This is a genomic window from Lysinibacillus sp. A1, from assembly GCF_000801965.1.
Classification (GTDB): domain Bacteria; phylum Bacillota; class Bacilli; order Bacillales_A; family Planococcaceae; genus Lysinibacillus; species Lysinibacillus fusiformis.
The window spans coordinates 12,947-30,757 of record NZ_JSZM01000012.1 but is presented as its reverse complement, the minus strand read 5'-3'; the positions used below and the strand labels follow the sequence as shown (position 1 = coordinate 30,757).

21 protein-coding genes are annotated in these 17,811 nt (G+C 37.9%); all 21 read right to left on the bottom strand.

Annotated elements, in window-relative coordinates; translation table 11 throughout:
- Window positions 1-2: 2 nt before the first annotated feature.
- Window positions 3-5,174 (bottom strand): phage tail tape measure protein, encoded by a 5,172-nt coding sequence (locus PI85_RS23600; RefSeq protein WP_052323512.1) that lies wholly within the window; start codon window positions 5,172-5,174, stop codon window positions 3-5.
- A gap of 203 nt (window positions 5,175-5,377) precedes the next feature.
- The gene (gene gpG, locus PI85_RS09675; RefSeq protein WP_036123249.1) at window positions 5,378-5,686 is read right to left on the bottom strand and encodes a phage tail assembly chaperone G; all 309 of its coding nucleotides are present in this window, start codon (window positions 5,684-5,686) and stop codon (window positions 5,378-5,380) included.
- Between the two features lie 78 nt (window positions 5,687-5,764).
- Window positions 5,765-6,349, bottom strand: coding sequence for a major tail protein (locus PI85_RS09670; protein WP_036123246.1), 585 nt, complete (start codon window positions 6,347-6,349; stop codon window positions 5,765-5,767).
- Between the two features lie 19 nt (window positions 6,350-6,368).
- Window positions 6,369-6,713 carry a hypothetical protein gene (locus PI85_RS09665; RefSeq protein WP_052323511.1) on the bottom strand — a complete coding sequence of 115 codons (345 nt, stop codon included), beginning with the start codon at window positions 6,711-6,713 and terminating at the stop codon, window positions 6,369-6,371.
- Window positions 6,710-7,129: an HK97-gp10 family putative phage morphogenesis protein gene (locus PI85_RS09660; protein ID WP_036123242.1), complete on the bottom strand. Its 420-nt coding sequence runs from the start codon at window positions 7,127-7,129 to the stop codon at window positions 6,710-6,712. The genes PI85_RS09665 and PI85_RS09660 overlap by 4 nt, the downstream gene beginning before the upstream one ends.
- On the bottom strand, window positions 7,130-7,465 hold the full coding sequence (locus tag PI85_RS09655; protein ID WP_036123239.1) for a phage head closure protein: 336 nt from the start codon (window positions 7,463-7,465) through the stop codon (window positions 7,130-7,132).
- Window positions 7,443-7,775 (bottom strand): head-tail connector protein, encoded by a 333-nt coding sequence (locus PI85_RS23595; RefSeq protein ID WP_052323510.1) that lies wholly within the window; start codon window positions 7,773-7,775, stop codon window positions 7,443-7,445. The genes PI85_RS09655 and PI85_RS23595 overlap by 23 nt, the downstream gene beginning before the upstream one ends.
- On the bottom strand, window positions 7,775-8,008 hold the full coding sequence (locus PI85_RS09645; protein WP_036123237.1) for a hypothetical protein: 234 nt from the start codon (window positions 8,006-8,008) through the stop codon (window positions 7,775-7,777). The genes PI85_RS23595 and PI85_RS09645 overlap by 1 nt, the downstream gene beginning before the upstream one ends.
- 43 nt (window positions 8,009-8,051) lie before the next feature.
- On the bottom strand, window positions 8,052-9,242 hold the full coding sequence (locus PI85_RS09640; protein ID WP_036127608.1) for a phage major capsid protein: 1,191 nt from the start codon (window positions 9,240-9,242) through the stop codon (window positions 8,052-8,054).
- 66 nt (window positions 9,243-9,308) lie between these two features.
- Window positions 9,309-10,061 carry a head maturation protease, ClpP-related gene (locus PI85_RS09635; protein WP_036123236.1) on the bottom strand — a complete coding sequence of 251 codons (753 nt, stop codon included), beginning with the start codon at window positions 10,059-10,061 and terminating at the stop codon, window positions 9,309-9,311.
- The gene (locus tag PI85_RS09630; protein ID WP_369794250.1) at window positions 10,054-11,292 is read right to left on the bottom strand and encodes a phage portal protein; all 1,239 of its coding nucleotides are present in this window, start codon (window positions 11,290-11,292) and stop codon (window positions 10,054-10,056) included. Before PI85_RS09630 ends, PI85_RS09635 begins: the two co-directional genes overlap by 8 nt.
- 15 nt (window positions 11,293-11,307) lie before the next feature.
- Window positions 11,308-13,011, bottom strand: coding sequence for a terminase large subunit (locus PI85_RS09625; RefSeq protein WP_036123232.1), 1,704 nt, complete (start codon window positions 13,009-13,011; stop codon window positions 11,308-11,310).
- On the bottom strand, window positions 13,008-13,526 hold the full coding sequence (locus PI85_RS09620; protein WP_036123229.1) for a phage terminase small subunit P27 family: 519 nt from the start codon (window positions 13,524-13,526) through the stop codon (window positions 13,008-13,010). Before PI85_RS09620 ends, PI85_RS09625 begins: the two co-directional genes overlap by 4 nt.
- Before the next feature lie 129 nt (window positions 13,527-13,655).
- The gene (locus tag PI85_RS09615; RefSeq protein WP_036123225.1) at window positions 13,656-14,036 is read right to left on the bottom strand and encodes an HNH endonuclease; all 381 of its coding nucleotides are present in this window, start codon (window positions 14,034-14,036) and stop codon (window positions 13,656-13,658) included.
- On the bottom strand, window positions 14,029-14,343 hold the full coding sequence (locus PI85_RS23590; RefSeq protein WP_052323509.1) for a hypothetical protein: 315 nt from the start codon (window positions 14,341-14,343) through the stop codon (window positions 14,029-14,031). Before PI85_RS23590 ends, PI85_RS09615 begins: the two co-directional genes overlap by 8 nt.
- A 1-nt stretch (window position 14,344) precedes the next feature.
- The gene (locus PI85_RS23585) at window positions 14,345-14,908 is read right to left on the bottom strand and encodes a hypothetical protein (RefSeq protein ID WP_052323508.1); all 564 of its coding nucleotides are present in this window, start codon (window positions 14,906-14,908) and stop codon (window positions 14,345-14,347) included.
- A gap of 259 nt (window positions 14,909-15,167) precedes the next feature.
- Complete coding sequence (locus PI85_RS24425) at window positions 15,168-15,341, bottom strand: hypothetical protein (protein ID WP_158499499.1); 174 nt, start codon at window positions 15,339-15,341, stop codon at window positions 15,168-15,170.
- 112 nt (window positions 15,342-15,453) lie between these two features.
- Entirely contained in the window at window positions 15,454-15,660 is a 207-nt protein-coding gene (locus PI85_RS09600; protein WP_036123223.1) for a hypothetical protein, read from the bottom strand.
- Window positions 15,661-15,899: 239 nt separating this feature from the next.
- Window positions 15,900-16,301 (bottom strand): DUF1492 domain-containing protein, encoded by a 402-nt coding sequence (locus PI85_RS09595; RefSeq protein ID WP_036123221.1) that lies wholly within the window; start codon window positions 16,299-16,301, stop codon window positions 15,900-15,902.
- 36 nt (window positions 16,302-16,337) lie between these two features.
- A complete protein-coding gene (locus tag PI85_RS23580) occupies window positions 16,338-17,303 on the bottom strand; it encodes a site-specific DNA-methyltransferase (RefSeq protein ID WP_052323507.1) in 966 nt (321 codons plus the stop codon).
- A gap of 27 nt (window positions 17,304-17,330) precedes the next feature.
- A complete protein-coding gene (locus PI85_RS09585) occupies window positions 17,331-17,681 on the bottom strand; it encodes a hypothetical protein (RefSeq protein ID WP_036123219.1) in 351 nt (116 codons plus the stop codon).
- Between the last annotated feature and the right edge of the window lie 130 nt (window positions 17,682-17,811).

Below are 17,811 nucleotides of genomic sequence, written 5' to 3'. Positions count from 1 at the left end.
TCCTAAAATGCAAACTGCATACGACGTAAAGTACGCTCCATCTCGCGAGCTCCACTATCATTAGTGTGGATGACCACGGATGGTTTAAAGTGTTTTGAGTTATCAACATTGCCCCTATTACCACTAGAAAGTGGTGCATTGTCCTCCACAGATGAAGCTAATCGTCTAGAAGCATCTGCAACTTTGTTCACCATGTCATCCATCCCTAACACTAATCCTTGGCCAATGTTTACACCAAAGCCTCGCATCACACGTGAAGGACTGTGGATGTCTAATGCTTGTTGAATAGTGCTTGAAATAGAGTTGGCTATTTGCTGGGCTTTAGAAATTAACGGCCCTTCCATGCTTGCTAAACCGTTTAGAAGCCCTTGTCCAGCATCTGCCCCAATTTGTTGTAGGGATGATAGTTCGGTTGCTGTAGTGCTTGTGAGCTCTTTAATTTTGTAGCCCCATTCAGCTTTTAAAATATTTAGCTGTTTTACAGCAGCTTCACGTAAAGCAAGAATCTGCTTGTCAGTATCTTCTTTCATACCTGCTAATTCAGCTTCAGTTTGTTCTCTCGCTAATGCTGCTTTTTCTTGATACAGCGCACTGTATTGCGTTAACTGTTCATCTGTCAGTTGATTAAGGGCCATTAGTTCTGGAAGAGCCTTAACCCCTAAGTCACTTAATTCTGCCAACAGATCAGCATCTATGTTTCTTGATGCAAGCTTTGCAAACTCATCTTGCCACTGTTTAAAACCGTCAACTTGTGACTGTAAATTGCTAAGTAATTCAGTACCACTATTTTTAACTTCAACTTTGAACTCATCAAACAGTCCAGCGAATGACATCAAGGAAGATTGACGCTTATTGAATTCATCTTGATATGCTTTAGTGAGGTCATTTTCCTGCTTAATCAAATCATCATTGATCTTTTGCATTTGGCCCTGATAGTCTTTATTAATTGCGACAAGTTCTTTATTAATCACTTCAACAGATTTTTGATATTCCTTCTGAGCTGAGATACGTTCTTTCGAGCCTTCTGCAAACAACTCTATTGATTGTTCCCATATAGCTGCTTCTTCGATTAAGGACATTTCATCTAAGGATTTTTTATCGGCAATATAGCTTTTGATGACTTCTAGATATTCCTTCTCAGACTTTTCAACAAGTGCTTTGTATTTTTTATTGAAGTCTTGGTCAGCCTTAATCTTTTTGTCCCTATATGAAGCTTCTAATATAGCAATATCTTGCAGTTCTTTTTGAGTTAAAGCGCGTTTCTTTTTAGCAGCATTATTTCTGATCTTGTAGATTTTTTCTAAAGTCTTATCATTTTTATCCTCGTTCTTCTTATTAAACTCATCAACAAGATTTGAGTATTCTTTTTGATAATTTTTAGAAACTGCAAGAATGCCGTCTCCTATATTAGACATGGCCTGATTGACTTTAGGGCTTGATTCATTTAAACCGATAGCCATACCTTCGCCTGTCCACAAGCCGATTTGCTTAAACACTCTTGATGGCGATTTGATACCTAATAAATCTTTTGCTTTTTTAATAACACCATCCACAACACCTGTAATTGCTTCTATTGCATCTTTACCCATTTGATTTATACCGCTTATTAGGCCACTGACTAGATCTTTACCAACACCAATCATATCTGTCGTCTTATTAACTACACCGTCTATCAAAGACTTAACTAAATCTTTACCCGCTGATAGTAAGTCTTTCGTAAAACTCAATATATTCTCAATGAGACTAGTAATAAGTTTCGCACCTGCACCAATAATGTCACCAAGTAAAGATAGTATTCCAGATATTAATTTCCCTATTAACGTTGCACCTGCAGCAAGTAAGTCACCCACAAAACTTAGAATTGTGCCCAATAACTCATAAATTAATGTACCGCCTGCTTTTAATAGTTGTCCTAAAATCGATAGTATACCTTCTATTAAAGCTACAATTAATTGAGCACCAGCACTTAGAAGTTCAGGTAGTAAATCAATAATTGCTTTTACTAAAGCAGCAACCAATGTAATAGCAGCCTCGATCAGTTGCGGTATAACTTGTATTAATCCTTCTACAAGTGCCTCCACTATTTTTATACCAGCATCAATCAGTTGAGGTAGTAATAAAATTAATGCTTCAACTAAAGACACAATTAAAGTTAATGCGGCTTCAATGATGGCTGGAATGGCTTTTATCAAACCATCAACTAATGCAACAATGATTTGTATGCCAGCTTCTATTATTTTAGGCAGAAGTAGAATCAATGCCCCGACAAGAGTAATGAGGATTGTTATTGCGGCATCTATTATTGTCGGTAAAGCCGAAATAATACTTTCAATCAGTGTGGTAATGACCGTTAAACCTATAGTGATAATTTGAGGCAATGCTGTTGTTATGCCCTCCACAAGAGATAAGATTATATTTAGTGCACTTTCAATGATTAAGGGCAATGCCGTTACAATACCATTTAACAAAGTTTCTACAATTGTTAATCCAGTTTTCAACAGTAAAGGCAACACTTTTGTCAATGTACTCACTACTGTCTCTATTAATTGAGTCACTACTTTTATTATCATCGGCAATGCTGTAACAATGCCGTTAATAAGGTTTGTTAATATCGAGACTCCAACCTCCACAAGTTGAGGTATTAAAGTGGCAATCGTTGTCGTGAGGGTTTCAATCAATCCAGTAATTGCTTTTACCACCAATGGTAGATTTTTCGTTATGCTGTTAGCTAATTTAGTGACAATATCAGCTGCTAACAATATTATCCGAGGAACTATCATTACAACTGCATCAATAATGCTAGGTAGCATATCTACAAAACGAGAAATTAGGTTTGAAATATTCTCTACGATGCCAGTTATAGATTTAGAAAAATTATTGGCCACCTCATCAAGAGACATCTCACCTTTAAGCATCGAAAATACATCTTGTAGCAATGTCGTATGATTAAATAGCTTTAAAATAATATTTGCTAACATACCCCATGGTCCTAATAACATCAACACCGTTGATACAATTGCTTCTAGTGCTATTTTTAGTCCATCCATCGCATTACTTACATTTAATACATCAGTAACAATTGACAACTTTTCTTTCAAGTTATCTAGCAATCCAGTTACTTTGCTTAAAGCCCCAGACCAAACAGACATCATCATACTTGGCACTTCACTCATTTTTGAACCAAATGCTGTTACAGTTGATAAAACATTATTAAATCCAGATACCATTTTTTCTGATAAAACACCGAAAAACTCACTAATAGGTTCCCAGTTTTTATAAATCAAAATGGCACCTGTTACTAATGCCATTACTGTGAGACCGATTGGACCAGTAAGTGCACTAAAGATGGTGCCTAAAAAAGCAAATTTCGTGGCTAAAAATGCAGCTAAACCACCAGCTTCTCCGATAACTAAAGCTACTGCTCCGAAAGCTGAAACAATAGAACCTATACTAGAAACTAATGCACCAATAACAAGAATTACTGGACCAATAGCTGCGGCAATTCCACCTAAAACCAAGATCATTTTTTGAGTACCTTCGCTAAGATTTGCGAATTTTTCAATCCATGGTTCAATCATTTCAACAACCTTTAAAACCATTGGAATTAAAATGCTTCCGAGTGTAATACCAATATCCGTAATCTTATTTTTCAAAATGATAAGTTGTGATTCGGTGGTTTTATAGCGTTGTTCAGCTTCATTAGTTAACGCAACATTTTCTTCCCAAGCTTGGTTTGCAACGTCAATCGATTCAGCAAAAAGCTCATTTGCATTCCCTGCACGTAATAATGAGTCACGTAGAAGAATCTCGGTGATCCCCATCTCTTGTAACATGTTGATGGCTGATTCGCCCGCTTGCTCTGCATTGCCTAAGCCATTTACAAATGAACCAATTGCACCAACGGCATCCTTCTCAAACATCTCTTTAAACTGTTTGCTCGTCATTCCAGCAACTTTTGCGAAATTTTCTAAATCAAGCCCCGCATTAACAATGTTTTTCATTTCCTTGTTGGTCATACCTAATGAGTCAGCTAAAGAGGTGAAATCCATGCTGTTATTGGCTGCGAGCATTTGTAGCTCTCGTAAAGACATACCTGTTTTTTTAGATAGTTCTTCCGTTTTGCCTAGCCCGGTTGTTGCTGCTACCTGCATACGTACCATTACACGAGATAAAGCTGAACCACCCATCTCAGCTTGAATACCAACTGAAGATAATGCCGTAGCAAGACCTAGAATGTCAGCTTCGGACATACCAATTTGTGCACCGGCCCCCGCTAGACGTAAAGACATTTCTATGATCTCAGATTCAGTTGTCGCAAAATTGTTCCCAAGTCCTACAACTGTAGAACCTAATTTGTCAAAGTCTTGTTGAGACATCTTCGTGATGTTTGCAAACCGCGCAAGCGCAGTCGCTGCTTCATCAGCAGACATATTTGTTGCAACACCCATGTCTGTCATGGTTCTTGTAAAGCCTATAATTGCATCGTTTTTAATACCTAACTGCCCAGCAGCCTCAGCTACTTTAGCAATCTCTGTAGCAGCAGCAGGAATCTCTTTAGACATGTTTCGGATCTCATCTGAGAAGAATTGAAATTCTGATTCGGTTGCATCAACTGTTTTACGAACACCTGCGAATGCTGATTCGAAGTCTGAAGCAGCTTTAAAGGCACCAACACCCATAGCTGCAATAGGTGCTGTGACATACATGGATAATTTCTTACCAACATTCATCATTCCATCGCCTACTGCAGATATTTTATTACCTACTTCTTGCATGCGTTGGCCAGTTTGCGTCCATTGTGATGATTGAATCCTTAACTGCTCTGTAACCTCTGCTAATTCTCGTTCAAGGCGATTGTACTGCGCTTGCGCTTGGTTAACTGCATTGGCCTGTCGTTCAATTTGAGCTGACGATGCGGTACCGCTAGCTACCAACTCATCATATCTACGTCGCTGTTCTTGCAACTTGATTGAAGCTGCTTCGAATGAACGTGATAATACATTTTGTTTTTGAGAGATACCAGTTAGTGAATTTTCATACTCTGACCCTCTGGCTCGGATTGCTTGTAATTCACTACCCATTGCCTTCATGTTTCGGTTCACTTGAGCTACTGTACCGTTAAAATTCGAGGCATTTAAACTAAGACTGACTTCTAAACTCCCTATGTTTGCCATATTTTCTCACCGCCTTCTTGGCAAAAATAAAAATCACAACCAACTGATGTCGTCGGCTGTGACCTCTTCTATTTCTTCATCATCTTCATTTGATAGTTCAAACCAAAAATGAATATCCATTTCATCTATTTCATGAAGTTTGTAACCAGCTTTTAATAAATCACGATAAAACTTTTTGATATTTTGATAGGCGGTTGGGCCACTTACTTTCCCTCATCAGGTGTCGTTGTTGCTTCAAGACCACCAATATTAAGTACACTGTTGAATACTCGCATGATTTCACTTTGTAATAGCCCTGCTTCTAAACCGTCCCATACGTCATCCACAGTGAATTGATTGTCAAAAACATTTACTACGAAATTGATCATTTCATCAAATGTTTCTACTGTAATTTCATTGCCTTCTTTTCGCATTTTTTCATTCATTTTCAATGCGTTACGGAAAACACGCGCCTTTACAAAGTCGTTTGTAAAAGTCTTTTCTTTTTTATCAATTCGTAATATAATTTGCATTTTTCATCCATCCTTTTCGTTAGTCACTTATTTTTAGTTTTAATTAAAAGAAAAGAAGCCCTATAAAAGGACTTCTGTTTAAGGTGTTGGTACTGTTGGTTCAGTCGGTTTTGCAACTGAAGCAAAGAATGTTTCGGGAGTAGCAGTTACCCCTGTGTCACGAGTATCTACTGTATGTTTGATGTTACCATCTGTTAATGGCAATGCTTCACCACTAAATGGATATGTTTTATAATTTGTTTCACCTTTCTTACGTGTAGCATTTGATTCTTCACCAGGCTTTAATTTAGCTTTATAGAACCACACAAGTTTAGATCCTGATTCAAAGCCAATTGCAATAGCATTTGGTGAATCGTTCGAATTGGTGATAATACCACCTTCTGCAGATTTCTTGTGGCCATACCAATCAACTAAAACCTCTGTTGGTAAATCAGCAGTCTCGCCTGCAATTGTAATGGAATCCATTTGTGCCTCTTGATCCACCACACGGTCCCCAGCATCTAAAGAAGCTTCTGAGAAGTTAGGTGTGAGAGTTAAAGAGATTGGCATTGTTAATGTTTTAACATCTCCCCATGTTTCTGTTTGTTCATCTGTCATTAATGCATAATGGATCCGTTTCAAACTAATTTTTTGTGGTTTTTCATTTACCGTTGTAGCTGCCATTTTCATGACCTCCTATTATTTAATATTCATCAAAAAAGACGAATCGCAACACTTTATTAAAGTGGGAATCGCCTTCTTGTTTTGGTGCATCGTATTCAAATGTGCGTTCATAGCCAGCTGATTCCATCAAACGCTTGATGTCCTCCACAAGTTGATAGTAATTGGGTTTTGACCAAACGTTTATTTGAATTAGTCGTTCAGTTTCATATTCTTGATCAGACGCCTCTAAAGCTGGCTTTGCATTGATTTCTAAGAATGTAATGTATTGATTTGGTATAGTTGAGCCAGTTGGAACACTGTTGAAAAATATATCTAATTTTAGTGGGGACAAAGTATTTGTGACATGTGCAGAAATATCAATCATAGATTTTTCGCTTTCTTTATCTCATCAGCAATAGCGTTTAATGCACCTGGTTTACTAAATTCAAATCCTCGTGTAAAGAATGGATTTGGTGCAATTGGTCCCCACGTTACTTTCTGACGTTTCCCCTTTTTCGTAACATATTTACTTCCGGCACTCCGCCCGCCTTCTAAGATATGGCCATGGTAGGCTTTACCTGTGTGCACCTTGGCTTCACCATCTTTTGCTCTTTTTATTTTAATGTTACTTTTCAATTTATTTTTCTTATTTTTAGATTTTCCTACTGGCACTTCTTTCTCAACAGCTTCTTTGACTACTTTTGCCCCTGCATTTAATGCTTTGTTTTCCTCTTCCTCTTCTAATGGTAAATTCATTAGATTTTGCATTAAAGCGTCCATACCTTGTATTTCAAAATTCATCTAAACCACCTCTTTTAAAAAGATAGTGAGCCACTGATTATCACCATTGTCATTCACAGGTGGTGCATCCATTTCGTATGTTTTACCAGCAATTTCAACACGCATGCTTTCTGTAATATCCTTACGGTAACGTATCCCAATAACACATTTCCCTTGCCATTGTGTAGCATCAGAACTAAATAATCTGTAACCTTTTGCAGTCTTCAATTCCGCCCATACGGTTTCATGTTTAGTCCAATATTCACTTGGCCACCCGTTGATAGTTGTGCCTGGTGGATTTAAGAAAGTAACGCGCTTGTTCATACGACCTGCGTTATTGTTGTTGCGATAGTTCATCAGGATTCACCCACTTTAGCTGTAAAATTATCGACTGTAAGCCGTATGGGATAGGTTGTTGTGCTGTTTTAATTGTGGAAGGCGTAATAGCTATACGATTCTCATAAAAGTGTGTAGCGAGCGTCATAATAGCTAAACGATGTAAGGCAAAAACGTCTTTGCCCTCCACAATCAAATAATAATCGTCTGGCTGTTTAACCCCTGCATTCTCCAAATAAAAAATGGATGATTGCAGAATAGTAGAAAGGGAACGATCCTCGTCATTCCCATCAATACGTAAATATTCTTTAAGCTCAACCAGTAATGGCATTAAGCATCACTCTTTTCATCTGTGGAAGGCTGTTTTGAAGCTTGCTTTGTAGGAGCTTTTTTAGGCTCTTCTACGGCTTTTAGGAATGCTACTCTGTATTCTTCATGGACTTCCGTCAAAGCCTCTGCACGTGCTTTAACAAGCTTTTTACCATCGGCTGGATAGTTGTCGCCTACCTCATAAATATGGTCGTCATGGTTAGTTTCTTTGAAACGATTAATTACTTTATACAATCAGTTCACCTTCTTTCAATAAATTAAAACCCCTACCCTTTTATTAAGGAGTAGGAGTTACTTTCGCGATACGGAATGCGGACTTTAATTTAATGCGGTGATCAAACCAAGCAGTTAAAACGAACGCATTAACGCCTGTCTTAACATCTTTATCTGTTTCGTAAAGTACATTTAAATCGTAGTTTAAGTGAGCATATGAGAAGTCGCCTACAATTGGTTTTGTTGCCGCATCTACAAACACAACCGGTTTTCCTAAAATTTGCTCTGGCTGCGCAGCGTATAACGTTGCATTACCGTTCGCTAATGTTTCAATAATTTCTGAGTAGTCGGCAAAAGTCATAACAATTTTTGCATTTTCTCGGTAATCTTCATGTAAATCTGCAATAGCCGCTTTAATTGCTTTGTAAAGATTCGCACCTTCTACTTCTTTGATTCCGTTTTGTGTTGAATAGAAGCTCATGTGCTCTTCACCAGCTTTTGGAGTTGCAGCAAACTGTACTTTCTTTTCTTTAGCAGCAAGGCCAGAACGTAGTGAATTTTCTACGTGAGATACTAAATTTGTATGTGTTCCTGCAAGAACTGTTTCAGAGACACCTGCAAATACTTTGGACTTAAAGCGACCAAATGTCACTGTTGAACCTTCTAGCTTTAATTCCTTAGCTGTCTCAGTATCTGCGATGAAATTATCATCATCGATCGTGTACGCCAGTTTAGGAATTTCTAGGTTGACAATGTTCGTAACCGTAATCAACTCACGCATTGGATTTTTAACCATTGGTTCAGTAATGATTTCTTGTGCAACTGTTTTAGGTAAGAATTTTTCACCACCAGTTGCTGGATTTGTGTTATCACCCAATGCAGCATACACTTCATGATCAATTGGTTGATTGCGGACCGTTGAACGAACCAATGAAGCGAATGCCTCAGCGCGTTTTTGCTTTGGATCTTCGATACCACCTAAGTCTTTTTGCTGAGCAAACTTTGCCACTTGTTCAGCTTCTAATTGATCGTGTTGTTGCTTAATTACGTCAAAACGAGCCTGTAAATCAGCTTTGGAAGTTTGGGCTGCTTTAATATCATCAAGTGAAGCAGTTGGGTCCATAGCTTTTGCGGCTAAGTCTTCTTCTGTTTTTGCTAACTGTTGGCCAATTGTAGCCATTGCCTGTTTTAATTCATAAATTGTTTTCTTACCAGCAAAAAATTGAATATTAAGTGGTAGAAGCATTTTCATCATATTTTTTTGCTCTAATGATTTTAAGAACTTTTTTGTTTGTGTTTTCATAATAGAAAACCTCCAATTTTATAGTATTGTGTTTAAGTAAGTTAAATTTGCCTTTGAATCCGTAATGATCTTTTCGCGTAAAGCTTTTTCCTCCACACTCATTACTGGTGTAGATTGTTGTGGTTGTAAAAGTTGTTGTGGTACATTTTGATATTGTTTAGCCCACTTTTCGTCAAATGCATAAGCAACTGCTTGATTGGCTTCAACGATTTCATCACAAAGACCTAATTCCAAACATTGCTCTGCTGTAAGCCATTTATCTTCTTCAAGCATCTCGTATAACTGTTCTTCAGTCATTTTATCTCCTGCTCGATCCAAATAATGTTGGCACATTGCTTTGCTAATACGCTCTACATCATCCGCAGCTTTTCGAAGTTGTTTAGCATTACCCCAAGCACCACTCATTGCATGATGAATCATCATTAGTGCATTGGATGGCATAACGATACGTTTAGATATCATTGGTAATACTGACGCACAAGAAGCAGCTAATCCATCGATATGAGAGATAATGTCGGCCGGATGTCGTTGCAACATTGCAATAATCGCCATCGCTTCAAATACAGAGCCACCAGGAGAATTAATGTATAGATTAATAGTTTCGATTCCATCGCCAAGCGAATCTAATTCGTTCTTGAATGTAATAGAAGACACCTCTCCATACTCTTCCCATGCGTACTTAGTTATTTCTCCATAAATAAAAACGTCAGCTGATTTCCCATCAGTAGACGCCTTCATTTGAAAAAACTTTTGTTGTTGTTTTTTATTCACTTTTCCCACCTCCTTCCACAGTTGAAGCAGCAGCAGAGGACTTCCGTAATGTAGGGTCCATTTCTTGTGGATATAAGTCTCCAGAAATCCAAAGCACATTTGCCTTGCCGCCCATTGGTGCCAAATCTTCTAGCATACGTACCTCATCCGGCTTCATTGCTCCACTACGTAACATAGCTTGATAGAAATTCGTTCGCGCTGTAGTGTCGCCTCGCAAAAGACCTCCAAGGTTGAATTTAAAGTACATTCCTTGCTTTCGGTCTGCTTTCGTAAGTAATTTCCGATTAAATTCATGTTCGTATTGTCTTACGATAGGTAACAAAGTCATGTTTACGAATTGAATCATTAACTGTTCATTAGATGCCATTGTTCCGCCTTCCACATCATTAAGGAAGGACACAGGTACATTAAAAACATTGGCTACCCTTGAGCGTGTAATCCGCTCTGATGCCAATGTATCCGATGCAAAATATTGTTTTTTCATTTCGGTGATTTCAACACCTGGCTCCTGCATTAAAATGCCACCATTTTCTTGATAAAAACGTCTAAAATCAGCTATTACTGCAGCTCTTTTGACTTCATCCAGGTTAGCCGCATACTTCAAAATAAATGATTCCTTTTTCTCCATTTCAGAAAGTGAAAACTCTTGGACTGCCTTATCGTACTTGATTGTATTGGCCAATACTTTCAACGGCGATAAACCTCTAATACGAGCAGGTCCTCGAATATGCTTAACGTGCACCATGTCTGTATTTGCTACAAACATCGTTCCCCGCTCTCCTTGGACTTGGTACCACAACAATCCGTCATCTTTATTGATAAATTCAGTTACACATGATGGATCCAGTGGAACAATTTCATTTGGTAGTAGTCGTATATCACGTAAAATAATCGCGTACCCATTACCTGTTTCATTTCTACTTACTTCTAAAGCGTTTAATAGATCAAAGCTACTCATATTTTGGTTTGGTTCATTTATGAGTACATCTGAAATATCATTTTGAATCACATCGTAATTTTGATGTAATTTAATAGGTAATGCTGAAATTGTATTAGCAAGCCGACTAATAACGCTGAAAACTGTTTCATTCGTTGCTAATTGGCTGTTATCGATACCCCAAAAGGTTCGTCCAAACCAATTGGAGAAATCCCATGTGGATCCCTTCCAACCTGTAGTAGCCCCTGCGTATGCCATGTATGCTGTTGTTTTGATACGTTGCCATAATCTCAATTTCTCACCTCCCCCTTATAAATCATGAATTGAAATAAAGCTGATATTACCTTCTCCACTTTCATTTGTTGAAAATCTTGCTTGTACAAATGCTGTAATTACTGCTGCAATAGGGTCAATTCGTTCTCTGGACTTTGATTTTGATAGTTTAATACTTTCATTGGCTGCCATTTCAGCAATAGCGTTCCCGACAGCCCAAGCCAGTACTTTATCGCCAACATGAGTAATTCTTTTTTGTTGTTCATTGTTCTGATATACATAATCTCTGAACTCTTTTGTTGGCTCAGATAATGTAGGAAATCCTTGTCGGACCTCCACAATAGTTAACCCATAGTTAGCCATATTTTGAGCAAACTGTGTGGCTCCGTATGGATCGTAACAAAATAGAATTACATTCAATTCATTATTATTGATGAAATCCAAAATCCATTGTTCTACAAAGCTATAATCAACTACAGCGCCTGGTGTGACATCCATCCATCCTTCTTCAATCCATACATCATATGGCACTTTATCCTTCGCTCTACGCTCTGCTAGGGCATCTTCAGGCATAAATGAGTGTTGTCCGACATGGTAGCCATAATCTGTAGGGATAACATAACCTACTGAAGTTAAGTCAATCTTCTTTGATAAATCGACTCCTATATAAACATCACGGCCACTCACCTCAAAGGCTTCTATTTGACCTGCCTTCCACTTATTCGCAGGAATGTAGCCCCCTTCTTTCATGTCCACCCATATATTCATAGTCTTTGTTAAGAACGACCTCATTTTTTCAGGAACATCAAGCGCTGTTTTTAAATCTGATCGAATGGATGCTAAACCTTCTTCATAAGTAGCTACTATAGGGTTTGCTTTAATCCAATTACTCTCATCTTTTATGTCATCCCCTGGATCCAGCTCACAGATGATACCGAAGTAATCATCGTTTTCTGTATCATCATCAGGATTTAATATGCGTGAAACATATTCGTATTCAACAAAACACGGCCTACTTAAATCAAATCCTGCTGTGGTGATAACAAACATTAGTGGTTCTTTACGAGCAACCATCCCTGATAATAAAACATCGTAAATTTCAGATGTAAGGTGGTTGTGGTACTCGTCCACAATTCCTACTGATGGGTTCTTACCATCCCCTGTTTTTCGTGTTTCGCGTGATAAAGGAACAATGACGGATCCATTGTTGAAGACTTCAATTTTGCCATACGCTTCTTTCCACCTACCGTCCAACAGCTCACTGGAATTTATCCCATCTCTAACAGCAATATACACCTCATCTGATTGATCTTTCTGCCATCCAGCAATATACATACGCTGTTTCTCATCTCCAAGGAAAGCGATGTATGAACCAACTATCGCTAGAAACTGAGACTTAGCATTTTTACGAGCAAGCTGAATGTAAACCTTACGGAAACGACGAGCTCCGTTCCGCTTCTTTTTAAAACAGAAGATATTTACAGATATAAAGAGTTGAAAGTCATTAAGTTGAACCTTTTCACCAGCTAATACACCTTCAACGTGTTCAAACTCATTGGCCCACCAATAGAAATCCTCGGCCACTTCTTCATCAAAATAAAAAGGACAGTCATCATTTTGACAATCCTCATAATCTTTTATAAAGCGTTGAACCGCCCATTTGTGTTTAATACTAGCCTTAATTTCCCCACTTAGAATATCATCACAGTAGTTAAAGACCCGTTCTAAAACCCAATTCATAATCTATCACCAAATCGCTTCTGGGCCTCGGTTTTGCCTTCCACAGTTGAAGGGGAAGGAATGACTAATTTCAAACGAGATGTAATAGTAAGCCCAAGATCAGCAGCTGCAGAACGACATTCGTTAAACAATGTATTTTTGGTTCGTTGCAACTTTGGATAATCCTCATTAGCAATCGTAATTTTCTTGCCGTTTTCTTGCTCAACTGTCTCTGTTGGTTTGATTTTTCGTATGTCTTTAACCAGTTGTAAGTACTGATGTTTCGAGTCCAGATACCTCGCTAAAGAATCCACATCAAGCTCGCTGAAAATTTCAAGGGCTACTAACTTTTCAGCAATCTCTGCAAATTCCTTCTTTTGTGCTGCTGTTAAATACGATGGAATTTCAATGTTTTCAGAGGGCCCACGCATCTTTTCTTCATGTTTTTGACGCTTTTTTATATCATCCTTGGTTAAATGTTTAGAACGTCCATTCCCTAGAATCACTTGCAATGGCTGCTTATTTCGACCTGCCATACTATCACCTCACTTTCATTTTCCTTAGCTTTCCAGAAAAAATATTCAAAAACGGGTTTTTCTGCGAGGAAATCGGTCAGCCGGTGTAGGGGCCCCTGCCCTATGAGAACTGAATGGAGGGGGGATACCCTATTTCTTACCGTACTTCTGTACATCCTCGGTCGTCTTCTTGTTATGACAAGATTGACAAAGCAATTGTAAATTGTTTTCATTCAATCGCTTGGACCAGTCAGCAGTTAGTGGCACGATGTGGTCGACAAGAACCCCGACTGTGATTCGCATTTCATTTAGGCAATACTGGCACAAACCGTTATCTCGAATCTTGATGTAGTCACGGCATTTAATCCATGATGATGAATGATAAAACTGATCATGTTTCTTGTTGCGATTGTACTTGTCATAGTAACGATTGTTGTCTGTCTTGGATGTCTTATGTTGTTCGCAATATCCATTACGTGTTAGGTTAGGACAGCCTGGTTTGTTGCATGGTCGTAGAGGTTTACTATTCATGCTGCTCTACCTCTTGCTTCACCCTAGCCATGGCCTGCGCTATGGTGTCCTTTAGCTGTGCCTCGTCCTGCTTTAGCTGGTCTAGCTTATGGCCATCAGCCCACTTCATCTTGCGGTGTAGCTTACGCATCTTTGCCTGTAGCTTACGTGTTGATTCGTCTGTATAAAAACAGACATACTCACGTCCACAATTAGGGCAGTTGAAGTATGTCTTCTCTACTTTGTTATTTAGTTTGTCTAGCTTGAAGTGCTGGACATAGAACCTATGACCGCATGACTTGTTGCACTTAGCAATGATTGGTTCCATATTATTCAATACCTTGCAATCGTGTTGATAAACGCTGCAAACCATTTGCAATATCCTCAGCGTTTTTATTATTTGAAGTGCCAATCGATACTGTAAATTCTTTTTGCTTTTCAATATCTGCATTATCAATAGCATCCAACTCATCAGCTAATGCTCCAACATGCTTTGCGATTGCTCGTAACTTTAATTGCATTTTGTCTGTGTCCATATCAACTGAAATGGATAATGATTTACTTGGCTTTTTATTTAGGATGTTCTCGCTGTTCTGATACTTGCGTAACTTCCATACGTCTACCAATGCACCTTTACACTTAGGACATACACTCACTTCTTGGTATTCCTTTTTAGTATGGAATATCGTTTCGTTGTGACCACATGATAAGCACTCTGCTTTGTGCTGATATTGTTTTGATTCATCGTGAAACGGAATTTTTTCAAGGTCTCTTTTATCTACTTGAGTGGTCCTAACAGGACCTTTACAAATAGGACAACTAATTCCATCAACACAATTACTTTTCACTTTAAATAAGTGATTATTATCTTCATAACACATAAGAACTATCATTGTTCATCCCTCTTTCTTAACAAAGTTGTATTCATTTCTAACCTTACGTAACCCCATTGTGTAAAATATATTGGTGCTGATTATCCCAATGCATAACCCTAACGAACCAGATAATAGTGATATAAAGATTGTCATTCATTTGCCCTCCACAATTCATAGTTCTACTCGCAAAGTCCATTAGATACATCCATCGGACTTCATGGCATAATAAAAAGCACTCAAGTATATGAGCGCTTTAACTGTTACAACTATCATTTAATTATATTTTTAAATTTGTTTTTAACATTGCAATATTTTCTTCTCTTAGTCTCATAAATTCTTCGTGATCAATTTCAACTTTATCACCAACCAACTTGTACAAAGCCATTACAGCGGCGTTAGCTTCAATCGCAATCTCATATGCTGCTACAGCCTTTTTTAATTCATTAGACATATAAACACCCCCCATCTACCTATATCTTAAAATAGATGGTATGTATTGTCATTATAAGAAATATAAAGATAATAAAAAGCCACAACTCATGATGAGTGCGACTTTGAAAAAATTACTTAATACGTGTACCTAAAATTACTTCTCTAACAACTTGCTTATCTGCTTCGCTTGTTGAATCGAATTTATCAAGCAATTTCAGCATTCTCTCATCTATCTCGCCACTTTTAATAAGATTGTTTTCAACTAATATTTCTTCAATAACCTTAAAAAATAATGCATCTTTCATTACATATGCTTGTCGTGTATCAATTGTTGTCATACTATATCACCTCCCATCTAACTACAATTGTAATTAAAATGGAAGCGAAAGTATGTAATACAATTTTGATATAAAAAGAGACTACCAATTTAGTAGCCTCTCATGCTTGTTCCCGACATACACGTACAAGCAAACGTGTTTATTTTGTAGTTGTTATTTTGTTAACGCATTTCCGTGCGCTTTTTGACATTACCATCATATAACAGATATTCAATAGGTTCTATTCAGATAACTTGGTGTCAGTAAAGTGAAAGTTTTATCTCATGTGCAAATCGAATCATTTTAGCTATTTCAGCATGTTTCTTATATATGTAGCTGGCACTATAGTTTAATTCCTCTGCGATGTCTTCAAGTGTTAGGCCGTCCACATACTTTAATCTTAGGATTTTATGGTCCAATCCTTTAAATTTACTAATTAGCTTTATGAAGTTTTCTCGTTCTTTTTCTTTTATTTGAAGTTCATTTTTAATACGCTCAATTCGTTCTTCTAGCTTGGCACCATCTGATTCAGCAGTTAATTTAACTCCCATCAGATCACCTTCTACCCAGCGCTTTAATTCCCTCTGTGATTGTTCGAGATTAAATTCAAGATAGGCAATATCGTCTTCAATTCTTTGGTAATCCCGCAACCATTCATACATGTGCAGCACCTACCTTGTTTGTTTATTCTTTTATGTTCAGCATCCTAATTCATGAATTAGTTCCAGCTGTACTTTACTTAATCGCTTTTCAGCTATTTTTATATAATCAGGATTAAGCTCTATTCCAATAAAATTACGGCCATGTTTTAATGCGACCAATCCTGTTGTTCCTGAACCAAAGAATGGATCCATTACAACCCCATCCAAAGGACAACCAGCTAAAACACATGGTTCTATTAAATCTTCCGGAAAGGTAGCGAAATGAGCCTCTCTTAAAGCCTTTGTTGTGACTGTCCAAACTGATCGTTTATTTCGCTTATCTCTAGCATCATTACCATACTTTCCATCAAAAGAGCCTCTAGGCTTATCAATACGTCTTGCTTTTTGCGGTTCTCCCAATGCACCTCGAGATCCCCTGACATCTTGTGTTCCATATACAGCTGGTTCTTTTATTGCTTCATGATCGTAATAGTATTTAGGCTGCTTGCTTAATAGAAAAATATATTCATGTGATTTAGTTGGCCGATCAGTTACACTTTCAGGCATCGGATTCGGCTTATTCCAAATAATATCCTGTCTTAAATACCATCCATCAGCTTGTAAAGCGAATGCTACACGCCAAGGTAGTCCAATTAAATCTTTTGGCTTTAATCCAATAGGAACATTGTTGATTTTTGTTTCGCTGCCTTTAGGGTTGGGAACATAGACATGTTTTTGTTTGTCCTTTTGAGCCCATGCACCTTTGCCACTTCCTGCATATGCATCACCAAGGTTCAACCAAACTGTTCCATCATCTTTCAGGATCCGTTTAATTTGCCGAAACACTTCTACAAGTGCTGAGACATATTCCTCTACTGAATTTTCAAGTCCTATTTGACCATCCACCCCATAATCACGTAGCCCCCAATAAGGAGGACTTGTAACTACAGTATTTACACTATCGTTGTGTAGTGTTTTAAGTACATCAAGACAATGCCCTTGATATATCTTATTTAACTCCAATCCTTCACCCCCTACCTTATATTTTTTCTATCTCGCAATCTTGTTCTTCCGTTTCCATTTGCTCAATGTAGAAGCACTAACATTAAAAATGGCGGCTATCTCTTTATCCTTTTTCATTTGCTTTTTATATTCATGGTATTGGGATTTCGTAATCACAAGTGCTACATCTGGTTTACGTTTTTTAGGTTTAGCATCAGCGCCTGAAACTGTTAAGCGTTTATTTGACAAGTGAAGTAACATCTGACCATGCTCAGCTATTTCCTTACAGTTCGAACAGGTAGATGATTCTTCGGCTGAAAAACAGTTACATTTTGACTGCAACGCATCGATTTTCTTTAATATCTCGTTACGCTTTTGCTGTATTTCGGACTTCTTCATATAACCCACACTCCTCTCTCGATCCAACCCTTGTTTAAATACTGTTGAATCCATTCGAAATCGTAAGGCATGATAATACTGACTTCACAACCATCCACTGTCATGAACAACTCGATATACTTTGTAAATG